The organism is Stenotrophomonas maltophilia, assembly GCF_006974125.1.
GTDB classification, from domain to species: Bacteria; Pseudomonadota; Gammaproteobacteria; order Xanthomonadales; family Xanthomonadaceae; genus Stenotrophomonas; species Stenotrophomonas maltophilia_O.
In genome coordinates, this window is the sequence record NZ_CP037858.1 from 266,610 (window position 1) to 283,695 (window position 17,086).

Annotated in this window: 22 protein-coding genes; 19 read left to right on the forward strand and 3 right to left on the reverse strand. The window is 66.8% G+C overall.

The window, feature by feature from the left end; all coding sequences use genetic code 11:
• Nucleotide 1 precedes the first annotated feature (1 nt).
• Both EZ304_RS01225 and EZ304_RS01230 read right to left on the reverse strand, forming a co-directional pair.
• Nucleotides 2-463, reverse strand: coding sequence for a helix-turn-helix domain-containing protein (locus EZ304_RS01225; protein ID WP_142806010.1), 462 nt, complete (start codon nt 461-463; stop codon nt 2-4).
• Nucleotides 460-1,386: a LysR substrate-binding domain-containing protein gene (locus EZ304_RS01230; RefSeq protein ID WP_099552138.1), complete on the reverse strand. Its 927-nt coding sequence runs from the start codon at nt 1,384-1,386 to the stop codon at nt 460-462. Before EZ304_RS01230 ends, EZ304_RS01225 begins: the two co-directional genes overlap by 4 nt.
• A gap of 91 nt (nt 1,387-1,477) precedes the next feature.
• Here EZ304_RS01230 and EZ304_RS01235 point away from each other — a divergent pair, with 91 nt between their 5' ends.
• The 4 genes from EZ304_RS01235 (at nt 1,478) to EZ304_RS01250 (ending at nt 4,301) form a co-directional block, all read left to right on the forward strand.
• Nucleotides 1,478-2,518, forward strand: a complete 1,041-nt coding sequence (locus EZ304_RS01235; protein WP_099552137.1) for a hypothetical protein — start codon at nt 1,478-1,480, stop codon at nt 2,516-2,518.
• Complete coding sequence (locus tag EZ304_RS01240) at nt 2,515-3,396, forward strand: TolB family protein (protein WP_142806011.1); 882 nt, start codon at nt 2,515-2,517, stop codon at nt 3,394-3,396. Before EZ304_RS01235 ends, EZ304_RS01240 begins: the two co-directional genes overlap by 4 nt.
• A gap of 61 nt (nt 3,397-3,457) precedes the next feature.
• Nucleotides 3,458-4,000, forward strand: a complete 543-nt coding sequence (locus EZ304_RS01245; protein ID WP_099552286.1) for a GFA family protein — start codon at nt 3,458-3,460, stop codon at nt 3,998-4,000.
• The gene (locus tag EZ304_RS01250) at nt 3,993-4,301 is read left to right on the forward strand and encodes a DUF6958 family protein (protein WP_142806012.1); all 309 of its coding nucleotides are present in this window, start codon (nt 3,993-3,995) and stop codon (nt 4,299-4,301) included. Before EZ304_RS01245 ends, EZ304_RS01250 begins: the two co-directional genes overlap by 8 nt.
• Here EZ304_RS01250 and EZ304_RS01255 read toward each other — a convergent pair whose 3' ends face one another.
• Nucleotides 4,302-5,657: a sigma-54 dependent transcriptional regulator gene (locus EZ304_RS01255; protein ID WP_099552134.1), complete on the reverse strand. Its 1,356-nt coding sequence runs from the start codon at nt 5,655-5,657 to the stop codon at nt 4,302-4,304. It lies immediately after the preceding gene.
• Between the two features lie 396 nt (nt 5,658-6,053).
• Here EZ304_RS01255 and EZ304_RS01260 point away from each other — a divergent pair, with 396 nt between their 5' ends.
• The 15 genes from EZ304_RS01260 (at nt 6,054) to EZ304_RS01330 (ending at nt 17,069) form a co-directional block, all read left to right on the forward strand.
• Nucleotides 6,054-6,584: a hypothetical protein gene (locus EZ304_RS01260; RefSeq protein ID WP_099552133.1), complete on the forward strand. Its 531-nt coding sequence runs from the start codon at nt 6,054-6,056 to the stop codon at nt 6,582-6,584.
• A 23-nt stretch (nt 6,585-6,607) separates the two neighbouring features.
• Complete coding sequence (locus EZ304_RS01265; protein WP_099552285.1) at nt 6,608-7,198, forward strand: hypothetical protein; 591 nt, start codon at nt 6,608-6,610, stop codon at nt 7,196-7,198.
• A gap of 43 nt (nt 7,199-7,241) precedes the next feature.
• On the forward strand, nt 7,242-8,558 hold the full coding sequence (locus EZ304_RS01270; protein ID WP_099552132.1) for an adhesin: 1,317 nt from the start codon (nt 7,242-7,244) through the stop codon (nt 8,556-8,558).
• Between the two features lie 99 nt (nt 8,559-8,657).
• Entirely contained in the window at nt 8,658-9,362 is a 705-nt protein-coding gene (locus EZ304_RS01275; protein WP_099552131.1) for a C39 family peptidase, read from the forward strand.
• Between the two features lie 13 nt (nt 9,363-9,375).
• Nucleotides 9,376-10,125: a hypothetical protein gene (locus EZ304_RS01280; protein WP_142806013.1), complete on the forward strand. Its 750-nt coding sequence runs from the start codon at nt 9,376-9,378 to the stop codon at nt 10,123-10,125.
• Between the two features lie 46 nt (nt 10,126-10,171).
• Nucleotides 10,172-11,491: a transporter gene (locus tag EZ304_RS01285; RefSeq protein WP_142806014.1), complete on the forward strand. Its 1,320-nt coding sequence runs from the start codon at nt 10,172-10,174 to the stop codon at nt 11,489-11,491.
• Nucleotides 11,492-11,670: 179 nt separating this feature from the next.
• The gene (locus EZ304_RS01290) at nt 11,671-13,194 is read left to right on the forward strand and encodes a hypothetical protein (protein ID WP_142806015.1); all 1,524 of its coding nucleotides are present in this window, start codon (nt 11,671-11,673) and stop codon (nt 13,192-13,194) included.
• Between the two features lie 77 nt (nt 13,195-13,271).
• Complete coding sequence (locus EZ304_RS01295; protein ID WP_142806016.1) at nt 13,272-14,336, forward strand: NUDIX domain-containing protein; 1,065 nt, start codon at nt 13,272-13,274, stop codon at nt 14,334-14,336.
• Nucleotides 14,337-14,556: 220 nt separating this feature from the next.
• A complete protein-coding gene (locus EZ304_RS01300) occupies nt 14,557-14,847 on the forward strand; it encodes a RebB family R body protein (protein ID WP_005416648.1) in 291 nt (96 codons plus the stop codon).
• A gap of 43 nt (nt 14,848-14,890) precedes the next feature.
• Nucleotides 14,891-15,160, forward strand: coding sequence for a RebB family R body protein (locus EZ304_RS01305; protein WP_005416649.1), 270 nt, complete (start codon nt 14,891-14,893; stop codon nt 15,158-15,160).
• 26 nt (nt 15,161-15,186) lie between these two features.
• Nucleotides 15,187-15,453, forward strand: a complete 267-nt coding sequence (locus tag EZ304_RS01310) for a RebB family R body protein (protein WP_006446865.1) — start codon at nt 15,187-15,189, stop codon at nt 15,451-15,453.
• Between the two features lie 60 nt (nt 15,454-15,513).
• On the forward strand, nt 15,514-15,786 hold the full coding sequence (locus EZ304_RS01315) for a RebB family R body protein (protein ID WP_005416651.1): 273 nt from the start codon (nt 15,514-15,516) through the stop codon (nt 15,784-15,786).
• 70 nt (nt 15,787-15,856) lie between these two features.
• Nucleotides 15,857-16,093, forward strand: coding sequence for a RebB family R body protein (locus tag EZ304_RS01320; RefSeq protein WP_053511975.1), 237 nt, complete (start codon nt 15,857-15,859; stop codon nt 16,091-16,093).
• Nucleotides 16,090-16,674, forward strand: coding sequence for a RebB family R body protein (locus EZ304_RS01325; protein WP_142806017.1), 585 nt, complete (start codon nt 16,090-16,092; stop codon nt 16,672-16,674). Before EZ304_RS01320 ends, EZ304_RS01325 begins: the two co-directional genes overlap by 4 nt.
• Before the next feature lie 47 nt (nt 16,675-16,721).
• A complete protein-coding gene (locus tag EZ304_RS01330; RefSeq protein ID WP_099551024.1) occupies nt 16,722-17,069 on the forward strand; it encodes a hypothetical protein in 348 nt (115 codons plus the stop codon).
• Nucleotides 17,070-17,086: the final 17 nt, after the last annotated feature.

Consider the following 17,086-nt stretch of genomic DNA (forward strand, 5'->3'; position numbering starts at 1 on the left):
CTCAGGTGGGATCCACGTTAGCAACCGCCTCACGGCGCCGCTTCTCCAAAACTGCGATGTTCAGGTCCGGTCGCTGCGCGGCACGTGCGTGGCACTCCGGCACGCTGGCCAGCGTCGCCTGGCCCGAGCGCTCGCGCCCGCGCACATTGCCCGGGCTGTCGCCGGTGATGTCACGGAAGATGCGGCCAAAGGTGCCCAGGCTGCTCCAGCCGGTCTGCGCGGCGATCTCGGTGACCGGCAGGTCGGTGTCACGCAGCATCGCCACGGCCCGTTCGATGCGGCGGCTGAGCAGGTAGCGGTGCGGCGGCAGCCCGAATGCCTGCTTGAATGAACGCGCGAAATGCGCCGGCGACACTGCGCTGACCTCCGCCAGGCGGGCCACCGGCCAGTCCTCGTGACTGGCGTGGTCCATCCGGTCCTTGGCGCGCAGCAGGCGCCGCAGCAGTTCGGGGCTCTGGTTCATGGCGTCACCGTGCGCGCCAGATGATGTCGCGCCGCATGCCTGGCCTGCGCGGCCTGCTCGCCCAGCCAGTCACCGAATGCAATGACTTTGGCGCTGCGGCTGCGCGCCGTCGGTGCCACGAACCAGAAACCACGCCCGTCGCTCGCCACCCCCGGATGTGCCTGCACAAGGCGCCCGCTGTCCAGTTCGGCCTGGAACAGGATCGGCGAGCCGATGGCGATGCCCTGCCCGGCAATGGCAGCACCGACGTCCAGATGCTCCATCGCAAAGGGGGTGACGAAGCTCTCCTTGGGCGGCGGCGGAACAGCGCCATGTGCGGAAAACCACAATGCCCACCAGTCGGGCCTGCCGAGCAGCGGAACTTCCAACGCCCGGCGACCGAGTCCGTCTGCCGCCGGCAGCAGCGCCGGCGCACACAACGGTGTGAACACACTGGGAAACAAGGGAGTTGCCTGAAGACCTGGCCATTCGCCCTGGCCATTGCGGATGGCGGCATCGAAGTGACCGGCGGCCAGGTCCTGCGGCTCTGCCGACAGGTCCAGCTCCAGCACGAACTGCCGGTGGCGGGCGCGGAACGTGCCCAGCCGCGGCGTCAACCAGCTGGTGCCCAGCGTTGGCAGCACGGACAGGCGCAGTCGCGCCGCATCCACCTCAGCGGCGCGCATGAAGCTGGCGCGCAGTGCATCGAATGCCCGGGTGGCCTCCTGGGCGACGCTGGCACCTGCCACCGTCAGTTCCACGTGCTGTGCGTGGCGCACGAACAGGCAGGTCCCGGTCTGGGCCTCCAGCCGCCGCACGTGGTAGCTCACCGATGCCGCACTGGTGTCGAGCTCTTCGCCGGCACGCGCGAAGCTGCCCAGCCGCGCCGCCGCCTCGAAGGCGCGGATGGCGGCAAGCGATGGCAGCTGGCGTTGGGTGACCATAAGTGTGACTTAGCCTGAGCCCCGATATCTGCGTGGTCAATCCCCCTCCTGTCCGCAACGATGGAGGCACCTTCGACAGGGGATCACGCACATGGATCGACGGCAGTTCCTGGCCACCCTGGCCGCCGCGGCGGCGTCCACTGCCCTGCCCTCCGGGTGGGCCCTGGCCAGCCACGGCGAAGACTGGAAATGGTTGCAGGGCAACTGGCAGGTCCGGCATCAACGGCTGAAGGAGCGCCTGGTGGGCGACACCCGTTGGGAAGCCTTCACCGGCGCCAGCGCGGTCTGGCTCACCCTGGGCGGACTGGGCACCATCGACGACAACGTCATGGCGCTGCCTTCTGGCCCCTACAGGGGCCTGGGCGTGCGTGCATTTGATCCAGTGTCTTCCACGTGGTCGATCTGGTGGATCGATGGCCGCAACCCTGCCCATATCGAAGCGCCCGTGCGCGGCGTCTTCGAAGGCAATGGCGGCAGCTTCCGCGGTCGCGATGACTTCAAGGGACGCCCCATCGAGGTCTGGTTCCGCTGGCATGACATCCATGGCGAGGAGCCGTGGTGGGAGCAGGCGTTCTCCGACGATGCCGGTGCGCACTGGGAAGTGAACTGGCGCAACGGGTTCCGCCGCACTGCGGTGGCCCCCTCTCCGCTTCCGAAGCTGCCGGATGCACCGGGCGATTTTGATTTCCTGGTGGGCCATTGGAACGTGCGCCATCGCCGCCTGCGCGCTCGGCTGGCAGGCAGCGATGCATGGGACGCGTTCAACGGCACCCTGCACAACTGGCCGGTACTGGGGGGATTCGGCAACGTGGGTGACAACCTGATGGACGTGCCTGGAGCACCGCTGCGCGGCATGGGCATCCGCGCCTGGAATGCGGCGGAGCAGCACTGGTTGAGCTGGTGGCTGGATGGCCGGGAGCCGACCCGGATCGGCGCGCCACTGCGCGGTGGTTTCCAGGCCGGTGTCGGCCGCTTCTTCGGCGAAGACCAGCACGACGGTCGAACAATCCAGACACGGGTGATCTGGTCACGCGTCACCCCGCGTTCGGCGCGCTGGGAACAGGCGGCTTCGATTGATGGTGGGCGCAGCTGGGAAACCAACTGGGTCAGCGACTTCGAGCGACAGGCATGAAGGCGCTGTTGCCTGTGATGCTGCTGGTTGCTGCGTCGCCTCCCGTGCCTCCATCCAAGGTGCTGCAGATCGTCGGCCCCGCCGAACGCTTTGCCCCGGGCGTTGCATCCACGCAGTACGACGAGATTCGACTGACCTTGAGCCCGGACGGAAGAACCGCACTGTGGTTCAGCCGCAACCGGCCCGGTGGTCCGGGTGGGTATGACATCTGGGTCTCCCGCAACGATGGACAGCGCTGGCGGTCGGCGACGCCGGTGCCGTTCAACACGCCGGGGCGCGACTTCGATCCCGCCTTTTCCGCCGATGGCCGCGTGGTGTATTTCTGTTCGGATCGCGCAGGCGGCCAGGGCGGCGACGATCTGTATCGGGTCAGCATGGGGAGCGACGGTCGATTCGGGGAGCCAGTCAATCTTGGCCCCGCAGTGAACAGCGCGGCCGATGAGTTCGCGCCGATGCTCTCGCCGGACGCAGCCACGCTGCTGTTCTCCAGCGATCGCACAGGCGGTGCGGGTGGCCATGACCTCTACGTCGCAGCGATGGTGCGTGGCATGGCGCAGCCGGCACGGCCGCTGGCGGGAGACCTCAATACCGCAGCGCAGGAGTTCGATGCCACTTTCCTGGGCGACGGCCGGACGCTGGTGTTTGCCCGCGCTCTGGACTTCGGCAGTGCACCGGTGCGCCAGTTCATTGCCTACGAGCATGGAGGCCGTTACGACGCGGGCCATGCATTGCCCGCCCCCTTGAACGATCCCTCCCGCGACAGCTACGGCGCGATGCTGGATGGCTCGCAACCCGACACCATGACCTATTCAGCGCGCCGCACGGACGGTGCAGGGTTGGACCTGTACCGCATCCGCTACCGGATGATGCGTCCTTGAAGGCAGATGTTGTCGAGTTTCGGTGCCCCGGTTCGTCGAGAGGATGAAACCCCAGGAGAAAATGCAGATGCCCTCCCACCAGTCCCTTGCCTGCGCCTGCGGCCAGGTCCGCCTGACCACCACCGGCAGTCCCATCGCCACCGTCGAATGCTGCTGCGACAGCTGCCGCAGGGCCGGCGCTCAGCTGCAGGCGATGCCTGGCGCACCGCAGGTGCTGGGGCCGCAAGGCCAGACGCATTTCGTAATGCAGCGCAAGGATCGCGTCAGCATCGATGCCGGGCATTCCATGCTGCGTGCGTTGCGGTTGTCCAGCAGGGGCGGCAGCCGCCGCGTTGTGGCGGGCTGCTGCAATACACCGCTCTTCCTGGAGTTCAGCGGTGGCCATTGGTTGAGCCTGTACGGCCTGTTGTGGCCGGCCTCGATACGCCCCGCCGTCGAAATGCGGACGATGGTCAGTGATCTTCCTGACGCGTCTGTCCTTCCCGACGATGTGCCGAACCTGGAGACCCGGTCGCTGCGGTTCTATGCCCGGTTGATGAAGGCGTGGATCGCCATGGGCTTCCGCAGCCCACGCATCGAAGTCACGGGAGATACCCATGTCTGAGCCCGAGCGGATCGAGATCGAGAGCATCACCACGCCCGGGCACTTCCAGCGCGTGGATCGTGCCAAGTATCTCGCCATGCGCCATGCCTTGCTGCGGGCCCTGCCTGCGCAAGCGCCAGGCCTGACCGTTGCGCAGGCAAAACAGGCACTGCTGCCACATCTGCCCGCCGCCCTGTTCCCGGCTGGTGTCACCGCCGGCTGGTGGTTGAAGGCCGTGCAGCTGGACCTGGAAGCCAAGGGCGTGATCGAGCGCGTCGCGGGCAGGCCGTTGCGCCTGTTCAAGCACCTCGCGGCCGGCTGATCAGCGCTGCGCAGGCAGCTCCAGCCGGTGCTTGCGGCACAGCCGGTACACCGTCACCCTCGAAATCTGCATCTGCCGTGCACACTCGGAGACGTTGTAGCCGGTCTGGCGCAGGGTCTGAAGCAGCACATCACGTTCGGCCTGGCCACGCGCATCATGCAGCATCGCGCCGGGCAGGACCGGCACCGGCGCGCCCAGTTCCAGGTCCCGCTCGCTGATCAGCTCGCCTTCGGCCATGATCGCAGCGCGCTGCACCCGGTTGAGCAGTTCACGGACATTGCCCGGCCAGTCGAAGCGGCGCATCGCCTGGATCGCCGCCGGTGAGAAGCCGCGTGCGCGTACCGTGTGGCGCAACCGGAAGCAGCGCAGGAAGTGCTCGGCCAGCAGCTGAACATCGGCACCACGTTCGCGCAGCGGCGGCATCAGCAGCCGCAGGACGTTGAGGCGGTAGTAAAGGTCACTGCGGAAACGGCCGTGGGCCACGGCATGCTCCAGCTCGACATGGGTTGCGGCAAGCACCCGCACGTCGGCGCGCAACGGCTGGCTGCTGCCGACCCGCTCGAAGGTACCTTCCTGAAGCACCCGCAGCAGGCTTGTCTGGGCCTCCGCCGGCAGATCGCCCACCTCATCGAGGAACACGGTGCCGCCCTGGGCCGTTTCAAACACGCCGATCTGGCGCTTGTCGGCACCGGTGAACGAGCCGCGCTCGTGTCCGAACAGCTCCGACTGCACGAGGTTGGCTGGGATCGCACCGCAGTTGACGGCAATGAATGGCCTGCCCGCGCGCCCGGACAACGCATGCAGCGCGTGTGCGGCCAACTCCTTGCCAGTGCCGGTCTCACCTGTGACCAGCACCGGCAACTCCACTGGAGCGAACTTGTGCAGCACCGTGCGCACTGCATGCAGCGCGGGGCTCTCGCCGATCAATGAACGCGGCCCTTGCCCATTGCACGCGCCATCAACAGAGGGTTCATCCGCATCGAACTGCTGGCGCATCGCACTGACCAGGTCCTGCAGGCCGAACGGGAGCGTGAAGCGCGCCAGGCAGAACTGCAGCAGCGGCAGCCACGCCATTGGCGTGGCGCCTGCGCCGGGCGGCAGCACTGCCAGCCAGGGCAGATGCTGGTGCTGTTCGATCCACGGCATCAGCAGCTGCAGCGCCTGCGCATCCATATGGCGTAGATCGACCACTGCGAGCAGTCGATCGCGCCCACGCAGGCCAATGGCCATGCCGGGATCGGGATGGATGCTGCGTACATACCAGCCTGCGGCCGCCAGCGCGCTTCGCTCGCTTGCCAGCGGTTCGCCGAACCAGAGTACGCAGCGCGATGTTGAAGCCTCCGGGACCGCCGCCATGCTTCCCCCAGCATCCGGACACCGTCGGCGGACTGTCAGGCCATCACCGGCGTGCCGCCCCCCGCCGGGACTTCTTCGGCCACCGGGGCGGCCTTTGATGGGCGGATCCTAGCGCTGCGCTAAACGGCAGCGCAATGAGCAGCGCGTCAAGAAATCACCGGCTGAAGCGGCACCGTTGCAGTCGGCGATGTCACCTGTAACAAGAATGCGACAGTCGGGCGTCCGCCTTGCCCTGTGGCAGCTGCGGGCTGCGCAATCCCAACAATTCCCCCACGCGGTTGTAACGCCCTGGCGCCACCCGACCGCGCCGCACCCCTGCCATCGTCTGCGGCGCGGACCTCCGGCACTTGGCACGGTTGATGCGTGGTTCCGCCGCACCCACCGCGGGAGATCGGCATGGACGGCACCACCCTCATTCGTGGCCTGGCGGCACCGCTGGCGCTGGCCCTGTTGTCGGTCGCCATGAACGCGGCCGGTTCCGGCGCGCGCCAAGCGGTGAAGGCGCAACCGGGCGAAATCGTCCTGTTGCGCGATGTGTCGGCGCGCCCCGCCTACCGGATGGCACCGCCGGGCATGGCGCTGATCGCCGATCCAAAGCCTCAGCGGGAGATCGCCGCTGCGCTTGGCACCCGCACCGGCAGCGGCGAAATGGACGAGCTGAGTGACGAGGACTATGCAGGCATGGGTGCAGGGCATGCCGCTGCGGCCTCGGCACCGGGGGGGACGACGGTCGAGCGGGTCACCCAGCAGGCGCTGGGTGGCACGCTCGGTCGCGGCAGCGAAGGCATGGTCGGCAGCAGTCTCGGCGGCGCCATGAGCGGTCCGCTCGGCGCGGTGGGCAACAGCACACGCGGCATTGGCGATACGGTACGCGGCGCGCTCGCCCAGTTCCCACTGCAGGGTCCGGCCCCGGCAGGTGGCAAGTGAAACGCCCGTACCTGCCGCTGCTGATGCTGGCAATGGCGCCGTCGCATGCACACTGCGACGAGTACAGCGGCATGCTGGCCTATCTGGATGTGGCCCGTATCGAGGGCCACGCACTGGCCGGCGCCAATGGCGCGATCGCGGTGAACCAGGCGGCCGGTGATCTCAACCAGCAGGCCAACCTGCGTGGCATCGCCAGTGGCAAGCGCGCCGATGCGGCCATCAACGCCCAGCAACTGCTGCGCGGCAACCGGGTGCTGTCGGCCGCATTGCACGCACGCGCCGATATCGACGGCGACGCACTCGCGGGCGCCAGTGGCATCGCATCCATCAACCAGGCCAGCGGCATCGCCAACACGACGCTCAACGTCGTCAGCGCGACGCTGGCCCGACAGGGCATACGCGAAACCGACGACTCGGCCTTGGCCGCCGAAGGTTCCGCGTTGGCAGGGGGGCGGGACGACGCCGGTCGCGGCGTTGCGACGGGCACCCGTAGCGTCGGTGTAGCCAGCACCGCGCTGCGGGGATTCGACGGGGTCCTGCAACTCAATCAGATAGCGGGCAGCGGCAACGACACGGCCAATGTGCTGGGCCTGGTCGTGCAGGACCGCCCGTGACAACCACCCAACCGATGCACCACCTGATGAGAGAGAGGGCACCATGAAAGCGACCGTCAAACAGACCATGCTCGCCATGGCGATTGCCACTGCCTCGACCGCCGCTGCGGCCAATGGCTGGGACAACCAGAACGCCAACGCGAACATCAACCACAACCACACCGTCAGCGAAACCCGCAACGACACGCACAACCATACCGACAACGACGTGCGCAACCGCACCGTCAACGTCAATGTGCAGAAGCACAGCAACATCCAGGCCGACGAACGCAAGGAAAAGAACAACCACGGCGTCGACGTGAACCTGGAGAAGGACCTGCGGCTGAGTACCGATATCAACTTCTCCGGCGACCCGAACATCACCGGTGACATCGACCTCGACTCGGCCGCCATCGCAGTGATCGACAACCGCCAGTCGATCAGCAACAACGCCACCAGCAACAGCCTGGTCACCAACAGCGCCTCCATCGGTGACAGCGTGGGTGCCGGCGCATCGGGCAATCTCGGCTTCAACGTGGTCTCCGGCGACAACAATGCCCAGGACAATGCCGCGTCACTGTCCGCTGCCGACGCATCCTTCAGCTTCGGCATGGCCGACGCCGAGGTGTTCGTCAATCAGGCTGGATTCGGCAATGCCACCATGAACTCCGGCGTCACCAACGCCGCAGGCCTGGGCGGCAATGCCTTCGGCGGCGCGTCCGGCAATATCGGCGTGAACATCGCTTCGGGCAACAACAATGAGCAGAAGAACGCGCTCGCAGCCTCGGTAGCAACCACGGCGGTGGCACAATCGAGCATCAGTTCGAACCAGGTCTCCACCGGCAACACCGTCAGCAACGCCGGCTTCGTGCAGTCCTACACGGATACCGTGCAGGTGGGCATGCGTGGCGGTGTCAGCGGCCTGACCCTGGCCTATGGCGCGGGCACCTACCGCGGGACCGGCAACGCCTACCAGATGGCGAACTACTATCTGGATACCTGGAATGGCGAACTGCCACACCCGGGCGGCAACAGCACCGGCCACATCGACCTGGACAACGAAATCCAGAACGCCACGATGAACCCCAACCGGCCGGGGGTTGGCGGCCTGGGCTTCGACACGCGTGAGAGTGGCACCAGCCAGTTCGTCGAACTGGGCGTGGCCGACCTGTATGCCAGCCTCAGCGGCACGGTCAGCACCACGCGCTGGGTGAACGTCAACGCCACCAACACATCGGCATTGTCGGGCAGCGCCTTCTCCGGCGCCTCCGGCAACATCGGCGTGAACGTGGCGTCCGGCACCGGCAACCTGCAGGCCAACAGCCTGGCCCTGGCAGTCGCCCAGCCCAGCACCGGCGGTGGTGGTGGCAGCGGCGAGTAAGCGCAACACCCCGGCCGTCCGCCAATGGCCGGGTTCCCGGGAGCCCCTGTTCCTCCTCCCCCTTGGGACAGGGGCTCCCCCCTGCTGCCGGAGACCGTGATGATCCGTTGCCGTCTTTCGATACGCCTGCTCTCGTGCCTGTTGCTGCTGGCCACTGCTTCTGCGTGGGCGGGCGACGTGCGCTTCAGTGGCGTGCTGCCCAATGGCGCGCTGCTGCAGCAGAAGGTGGAGAGCATGCAGGAGCGGCGCTACCGCAACGTGGTACGCCAGCACACCGACTACAGCTGCGGGGCTGCGGCGCTGGCGACCATCCTGCGCCACGCCTACCACCTGGACACCGACGAGGCGACGGTCATCGAAGGGATGATGGGGGTATCCGATCCGGCGCTGGTCGCCGAACGCGGCTTCTCGCTGCTCGACATCAAGCGCTACGTGGAATCACTGGGCATGCGTGGGCGCGGCTACCGCATCGATGAACAACGCCTGCGCACACTGCGCGTTCCCGGCCTGGTGCTGATGGACGTGCGCGGCTTCCGCCATTTCGTGGTGCTCAAGCAGGTCCGGGAGGGCATCGTGGAAGTGGCAGACCCGATCCTCGGCAACCGCAGCCTGGCCCTGGCGGAGTTTCTGGGGGCCTGGCCCTCACGTGCCGTGTTCGTGGTGATCGGCAGTGACTTCGATCGCAACACGGTCTTGCTGCAACCCAACGAACGGCCCAGTGCCCGCGCGCTCTTCGCGCGACAGGGGCCGATCACCGATGCCGAGCTGGTCGACTTCGGCTTCAGCCATGCCGACCTGTTCTGAAGGAGGCTTTGCCATGTTCCGCCGCCCCTTGCTGATTGTCCTGCTGCTGGCAACCCCTGCCCTGCCCCTGCTTGCAGCGGAGGGCGCGCCGGGACGCGGCCTGAAGGAAATTCCGGATCCCGAGCTGAACCTGATGCGTGGCCGCTACACCGTAGGCGGAAACACCGTGGCCTGGTTCGGGGTAACCATGGTTTCGCAATGGCAGGCCGGCAACGGCGCCACGCTGCAGGGCGCACTGACGCTGGGCATGGACTTCCGAAGCGGCGGCGCCCCGAAACTGAGCTTCCAGCCCAGCGTGCAAGTGACCGCCGCCGACGCACCGTTGCCGGACACGCGGGGCCGCAGCATCGACAGCACCGGCCTGGCCAACGCCAGTGGGCTGGTGCAGAGCGTGCAGGTAGCCGGCGACGGCAACGTCGCACGCAACGCCACCACGCTGGTGGTGCGCGACGGTGCCGTGCCCGCAGTGACATCCGACGGCGCTCACTCGGCCAGCGCACAGCAGGCCGGTATCAGTGCCAGTGCTGTGCTGGACGGCAACCAGGCACGCCTGATGCTGCAGGTGGACGGCCAGGGACTGGTGCAGCAATGGATACGCAATGGCAGTGTCGGCCAGGGCATTGCCCTGGCCGGTGACGGCCAGGCAGCCAGCAACCAGCTGCGGCTGGAACTGGTGAGGAACACCGCGGGCGGCAACCTGCCGTTGAGCCAGAACGTGGCCCAGGCAATCGCGCTGAACCGTGGCATGGGGCCGGGCCAGTAACACGGCACGGCATTGGGGGACGCGTTCCACATCGCAGGACACGAACATGCACACCCTTCTGAGGATCACCCCGCTGGCGCTGGCGGCGCTGGCGGGCACCGCCCTCGCCGCGCCTCCAGCGGTGGCCGACGACAGCGCGGACGTACAGGCCTTGGCCAACCAGCTGGAGCAGCTCAAGAGCAACTACGCACAGGAAGTTCGACGATTGCGCGAACTGGACATGCAGGTGCAGGCCATGCAGGCGCGATTGAGTGGCCGGGTTGGAACGACGGGTCCGGCAGCCGCGACTGCTCCGGCAACGGCAGTCGAGCATGGCTCGACGCTACAGGGCGGTGCAGCCGCTCCACCGGGCAGCGAGGGCTACGCAAGCACGGCGGCCGAGGCGCAGCAGGCCAGGCAGGAGTCGCGACGCAGCGTGGATGATGTGAAGCAGCAGCAATCGGCCCTGTTCTCCCGCCGCTTCACCGTCGAGAACAGCCTCACCTACGCCCGCTACGACCGCAAGCAGCTCACCCTCAACGGTTTCCTCGCTCTGGACGCGATCTTCCTCGGCAACATCGCCATCGAGAACGTGGAATCCGATTCGCTCACCTACAACCTGGCCGCACGCTGGGGCGTCAGCCCGAACCTCACGCTCAATCTGGACGTGCCCTACCTGGCACGTCGCACGGTCTACCAGAAAGGTGGGGCGGGCGGCGCAGCCGCTGCCATCGCCCAGGAAGAGACCAACGGCAACGGCCTGGGCGATATCGGCCTGAGCGCCAACTACCGGCTGTTCGGGGAACGTGGCTGGCGGCCCGAGACGGTACTGACGGCAGGCGTGACCGCACCAACCGGCCGCGCGCCCTACGGCCTGGACTGGAAGGTGATCGAGCGCGACGACGATGACTACATCCGCTTCGCCGTGCCGCGCGAACAGCCCACCGGCAACGGCGTATGGCAGGCCAACCTGGGTCTTTCGATGGTCAAGACCGCTGATCCGGCGATCCTGTTCGCCAACATCGGCTACGTGCACTCCATCCCACGCGGGTTCAACGATATCGACAGCAATCCGGATACCGTGAACCCGGGTGATGTGAAGCTGGGCGGCTCGGTGTACTTCGGTGCCGGTGTTGCCTTCGCGTTCAACGAACGCACCAGCCTCAGCCTGTCCTTCAGCGACCGCATCAGCGCCCGTGCCTCGACCCGCTTCCAGGGCGGCAAGTGGACGAAGGTGATCGGCAGTGACGCCAATGCGGCGTCACTGAACCTGGGCGTGACCTACGCGCTGAACCAGCACACCACGCTGGTGACCCTGCTCGGCATCGGCCTGACCCCGGACGCCCCGGACTTCACCCTGGCCTTCAAGATCCCGTACATGCTCTAGACCCCGCGGCCCGGCGACGGCGTGGCTGTGGCCCGCCGTCGTCGATTCCGCCGCATCGGTGCCGATCCACGCAATGGCACCGCATTGCGCGTCGATTTCGCCGATTCCCGCAGTCTCCCCGTTTCTAGCATGCCCCTGAGCCGGCCATTCCCGGTCGCGCACTCATGCAGGGGCTTCGCATGGCAATCATCACGATAGACAAACGGCTTGGCTGGATCGTCAGCAAGCCCCCGGAGGTCCAGGGCATCGACATCGGCAAGGGCGGTGAAGCGCTGACGGACAACACCTATGGCATCGAGATCGAGTTCTGCACCCATGACAGCGTGATCTTCGCGTTCACCCATATTGTCGCGGGGGTCTTCAACATCACCGGCACCCTGCCATGGAAGCTTGAATCCGATTCCGGCAACGTCTTCGAACTCGTCACGCCACCGCTGCCGTTCGAGACCATCCAGGGCGCCTATGCCTTCAAGGGCCAGCTGGTGGCAATGCTGCAGACGTCGATACAGAGCGCCCGCACGCAGGGAATCAATGCCATTACGCTGGGTGACTGGGCGCTTCAGTTTGGCCCAAAGCTGGTCGAACTTCTCAACACCCACATCAATACACGCCAGCTGAAGCTGCAGCCCGTCGAACTGCAACCCGTCGGCTACTCGAGCTGGGAAAAGGTTAGCGAAGGGCTGAACGTCGGCAATGTGGACGATGGCATCAATATTCCCGCCGCCCTGCTCCGTCACAAGCTACGCGAGCCGGACTGGGAGAGCTATACGCCGGGCATCGTCCTGGCCCGCTGCAGCAAGTTCTGGTCCGAAGGCTACGCCTCGCAGATGAATCTGCCGATGACGCTCAGCGGCTACTTCCTGTACATGATGGACAAGACCCACGACGTGACTTACTCGCACGCTGTCCGGGTGCAGAAGGAGCTGAAGGACGAGAAGAGCGGCCAGAAGCTCACCGCGTGGTACTGGCGGCATGTGCTGCTGCAGGCGTGGTGCCGGTACCAGCCCCTGCTCGGAAAGCACCCAACTGACGAAGACCTGTTCTCTCCCGATGCGATCTCCCGCTCGGCCCTGCTCTACCTGGTGGTCGGCAAGCTGTTGACCGGCGCCCTTGCCGAGCTGGGGGAGACGCCACAGCTCGAGCTGCAACAGCTGGCATGGGATGCCGGCTCCACCCGCGCGATCGACGCCGACGAGCCGGAGGTGATCCACGGCGACTGGGCCGCCTACCACAGCGCGCTGAAGGACCTGACCGGCATCTGGCTGAAGGCATCGCTTCTGGATGTGATGCGTACCCAGAATCTGCAGACCTATTCCTGGGCCGTCACCGAGCTGCCGAGCGTGCTGGCCACGCCGGAAGTGTGGCAGGAGACGCTGCTGGAGTGGAAAGGAATGAAGCGCATCACGGAAATGGGTTCAACCATCGAATGGACCGACCTGGAAGACTTCGCAGAACCCGAACGCAGGGCGGTGCTCTGCGAAAAGATCATCGCCGTTGCCGGCAGCCTGGCCGCGCGCTTGAAGCAGCTGGATCCGGACATACCGGGGCCACCCGATCTGCCCGACGAGACCGAACGACCGTTCCTCGACCGCCGCAACACACCTCCATGGGAAGCTCGCTACGACACCCTGCTGGCCCCCATTCCGCCGCGCGTCAACACGCGCAATGAGTTCACGTACCTGGTCGAGCATCGCAATCACTGAGCCGCCAGCGTGATCCACGCTGCCGGCCTGGCGTTCGCCTCGGCTCGCAGCCCGCCGTTCCCAACAGGAGAAACGACATGCCGCAGGTCTATGCAACCCTTCGCTCAGGCGACCAGTACCTCATCGCACGCAAGCAGATCACCAATGCATGGTGGAGTGGATATGCCGCACCGGTCCTGGTCGCCGAAGCGGCCGCAGCGTTGGTTGCGGTGGCCAATGTGGCCGCCGACCCGCCAGCTGATGCCGATGCGGTCGCTGTGGCCGCCATCAACGCCACGCTCAGCCATGCCGCTCTGGCCGCGAAATCTGCATGGCCGGGACCGATGCCGCTCAACGGCGCAGCCACCCGCGCCGCGATCGATCAGGCGCTCGCGGACGTCAGCAACGCTGGCCAGGCCATCGACCAGTTACAGGCCGCCGTGCCCGTCGTGCTTGCCGCTGTGAACCGTGCTGCGCGCATGGGAGCCAGTCGCTGGCCGCCGGCACGTCCGGGCGTTCCAACGCCGCCCTGGGCCGACCTGGTGATTGCGGGCATGGCCGCATGGCCGATCGCCGACCTGGGGGTGCAGGTGAACACGGCGCTGGATCGCATCCGCAACTGGGCCGGGAGCCGGCCAGCGACACTGGTCAACCAGGCCGGGCAATGGGTATTGCCGGGTGGGCGCATGGGCAACGCAGAACCCGCCGAAGACGCCGCCAGGCGCGAGTTCCAGGAAGAAACCGGTGTCGTGCTCGGCGCGCCCTTCGTGATGGCGTACAACACGGCCTTCCAGACCGCGCCTCAAGGCGCCCGGTTCCATCTGGTGTGTTTCGACGTGCCGGATGACCAGGACATCGCGGCGCTGGCAGCGGACATCAACGCCAACCTGATGGCCCGCCAGGCCTGGCTCGATCGGCCGGTTGCCGGGTCAGTAGTCGATTGGGAGCTGGACGCGGTGCGTATCGTGGCGCAGAACGAGCTGACCGGCTACCTGGGCGCGTATCAGGCCACCCGCATTCCAGACAATTGCCTGCCGGTTCCGTTCCCGCCGCCAGTGGGCGCGGATGCGATCGCGGACTGGGTGGCCGAGCTTCGAGGCTTCGCCGATTCACAGTCCATCGATTGGTACCTGCGAATGGCCTGCTACATCGAACAGCAATAGGCGGCCGACGCGGATGCGGAGAAATCGATGATGCGGCGACGGCACCACCCGCATCACCGCAGCCATCTTCACACCATTTCCCCCGCATTCTCCGTCGATTCCACCAATCCGCCAGCAGCGCTTGTTTCTACTCTGCATCCACGGTGAAGCACAGGCAGTTACGCACCACGCACCGTGACACTGGATACCACGCACTTCCACCTTTTCGCAGGAGCAGGACATGGCATTTCCAACCGCGGTAAACGACCAGATCACCGATTCAGTCACCCAGGCCAATACCAAGGTACTGGGCGACGCGCCGGCTGTGGCGGTCGGCAATCTGTACCAGGCCACTGCCCAGGCGCTGGCCAACGCCGCCCACAACGCTACCAACGCCCAGCAGCAGTCCTACGTGACCGCGCAGTCGGCCACCACCATGGGCGTGGCCACGCTGTACTCCATCGATACCGCCACCACCGCGGTGGCCAGCAAGGAAATCCTCAGCACCCGCGTCCGCGGCCTGGGTTCCTGATCCGTCGTTCCGTAGCTGACCCGCCAACCTCAAGGAGCATCACATGGCATTCCCGACCGCTGTCAACGACCAGATCACCGATTCGGTCACCCAGGCCAATACCAAAGTGCTGGGCGACGCCCCTGCCGTGGCGATGGGCAACCTGTACCAGGCCACCGCGCAGGCGCTGGCCAATGCCGCCCACAACGCCACCAACGCCCAGCAGCAGTCCTATGTAACCGCGCAGGCAGCCACGACCATGGGCGTGGCCACGCTGTACTCCATCGATACGGCCACCACTGGCGTGGCCACCAAGCAGATCCTCGGCGCGTGATGCGCCGGCAGGCAAGGAGCTGAGCCATGGCATTTCCCACGGCCGTCAACGACCAGATCACCGATTCGGTCAGCCAGGCCAACCTGCAGGTGCTGGGCGTGGCGCCGGCCACGGCAATGGGCACGCTGTACCAGGCCACCGCGCAGGCGTTGGCCAATGCCGCCCACAACGCGACGCTCGCCCAGCAGCAGATGTATGTCACGGCGCAGGCCGCGACCACGATGGGCGTCGCCCTGCTCTACGCCGTCGATACCGGCGCCACCGGCGCCGCAACCCGGAAGATTCTCGGCTGAGTCCGCTAGCCGCCGGCAATCTCCATTCCTGTAGTGCTGTCCATCCAAGGAGCATTCACCATGGCTTTTCCCACCGCCGTCAACAGTCAGATCACCGACTCGGTCTCGCAGGTCAACACCAAGGTCCTCGGTGATGCGCCGGCGATCGCAATGGGCAACCTGTTCGTGGCCACCAGCCAGGCGCTGTCCAATGCCGCGCACAACGCCACCAACAACCAGCAGCAGTCCTACGTGACCATGCAGGCGTCGACCACCCAGGGGGTATCCACCCTGTATGCGATCGACACCGCCTCCAACGGCGTAGCCACCCGCGAAATCCTGGGCCTGCGCTGACGTGTCGGCCCGGCGTGACATCCACTACCGCGCCCCCGCCCCATGTGGCGTCACGCCGGGCCCCTGATCGATGCCCGCATCGCCTGCCACCGGTTATCTGCTGGACGCTGCCAGCGCCGGCTCCGGGCTGGCGATCGCGCTGGCACCCTCGTTCGCGATGTCGGCCACCTACCTCGCGATGGCCGACAGTCTCGGCCTGGCCATGCAGAACGCCGTCGCCAACCAGCAACGCGGCCAAGTGACCGCCGGCGCAAGCCTGGCCCAGGTCCTGGCCCTGATCATCCAGAAGGGAGCCGTTCCGTCATGAGCAGTGATAACACCGTCAACAGCCAGATCGTCGACAGCGTCGCCGCCGCCTCCACCCTGTTGGTAGGCCAGGCGCCGGCGCAGGCCTTCGGCATGCTCGACATGGTGATGCTGGAGACGCTGGGCACGGCCATGCACAACGCGGTCGCGCGCCAGCAGGGCGCTGGCATGGTCAGCTCGGCCGCGGTCACCGCTGCCTGCGCGAAGATGATCAACGCGCCGTGGCCGGTGCCACCACCGGCTCCGCCACCGCCCACCCCACCGCCGCCGAACGTGATCCCGCTACCCGGTCCGGTGCCGCCCCCGCCTCCGCCAGCGGCCGTGATCGCCGCGGCCACCGCAGAAGGAAAGACCGCCATCAGCGTCCTGCAGGCACAGACCCACGGTGCCACTGCCGACGCTGCGGCCGCCACCGCCAGCCTGCATACGCTCGAACAGCTTGCAGGCAACGGCGCGGCGCAAGCGCCCGGTCCTGCGCCCGACTCCACGCCTGGTCCGGAACCGGCAGCGGGTCCCGCCCAGGACCCCACGCCCGACTCCCCCTCCACCCCGGCCACCGACGGTACCGACCCGGCGCCGTGACCCCGTAGCGGCCGCCGCCCGCCGCACCCGCCCATCAAGGAGCCCGTATGGACCCGAGCAACGTCAACGCCCAGGTCATCGATGTGATCAACCAGGTGCAGACGGCCACCATGGCCACAACCGTGGTGAAGACCAGCGGTGCCGGCAAGGCCTACCAGTCGGTCGCGCAGTCCGCGGCGATCGCCGTGCAGGATGCCGCCGACGCGCTGCGCAACGTCTCCACCATCGCCACCACCGCCGCCGGTGTGGCCATGGCCCAGTACCTGGCGACGGGGGACGAGAAGTATGCGAGGGTGCTCACCCAGGCGCAGACCATGATGCAGGGCGCCACCGACGACTTCACCCGCGTCGGCAGTGCGGCTGCGACCGTCCTCAAGGATTTTCCGGCCACGTGAGGCCGCCAGGAGAGCCA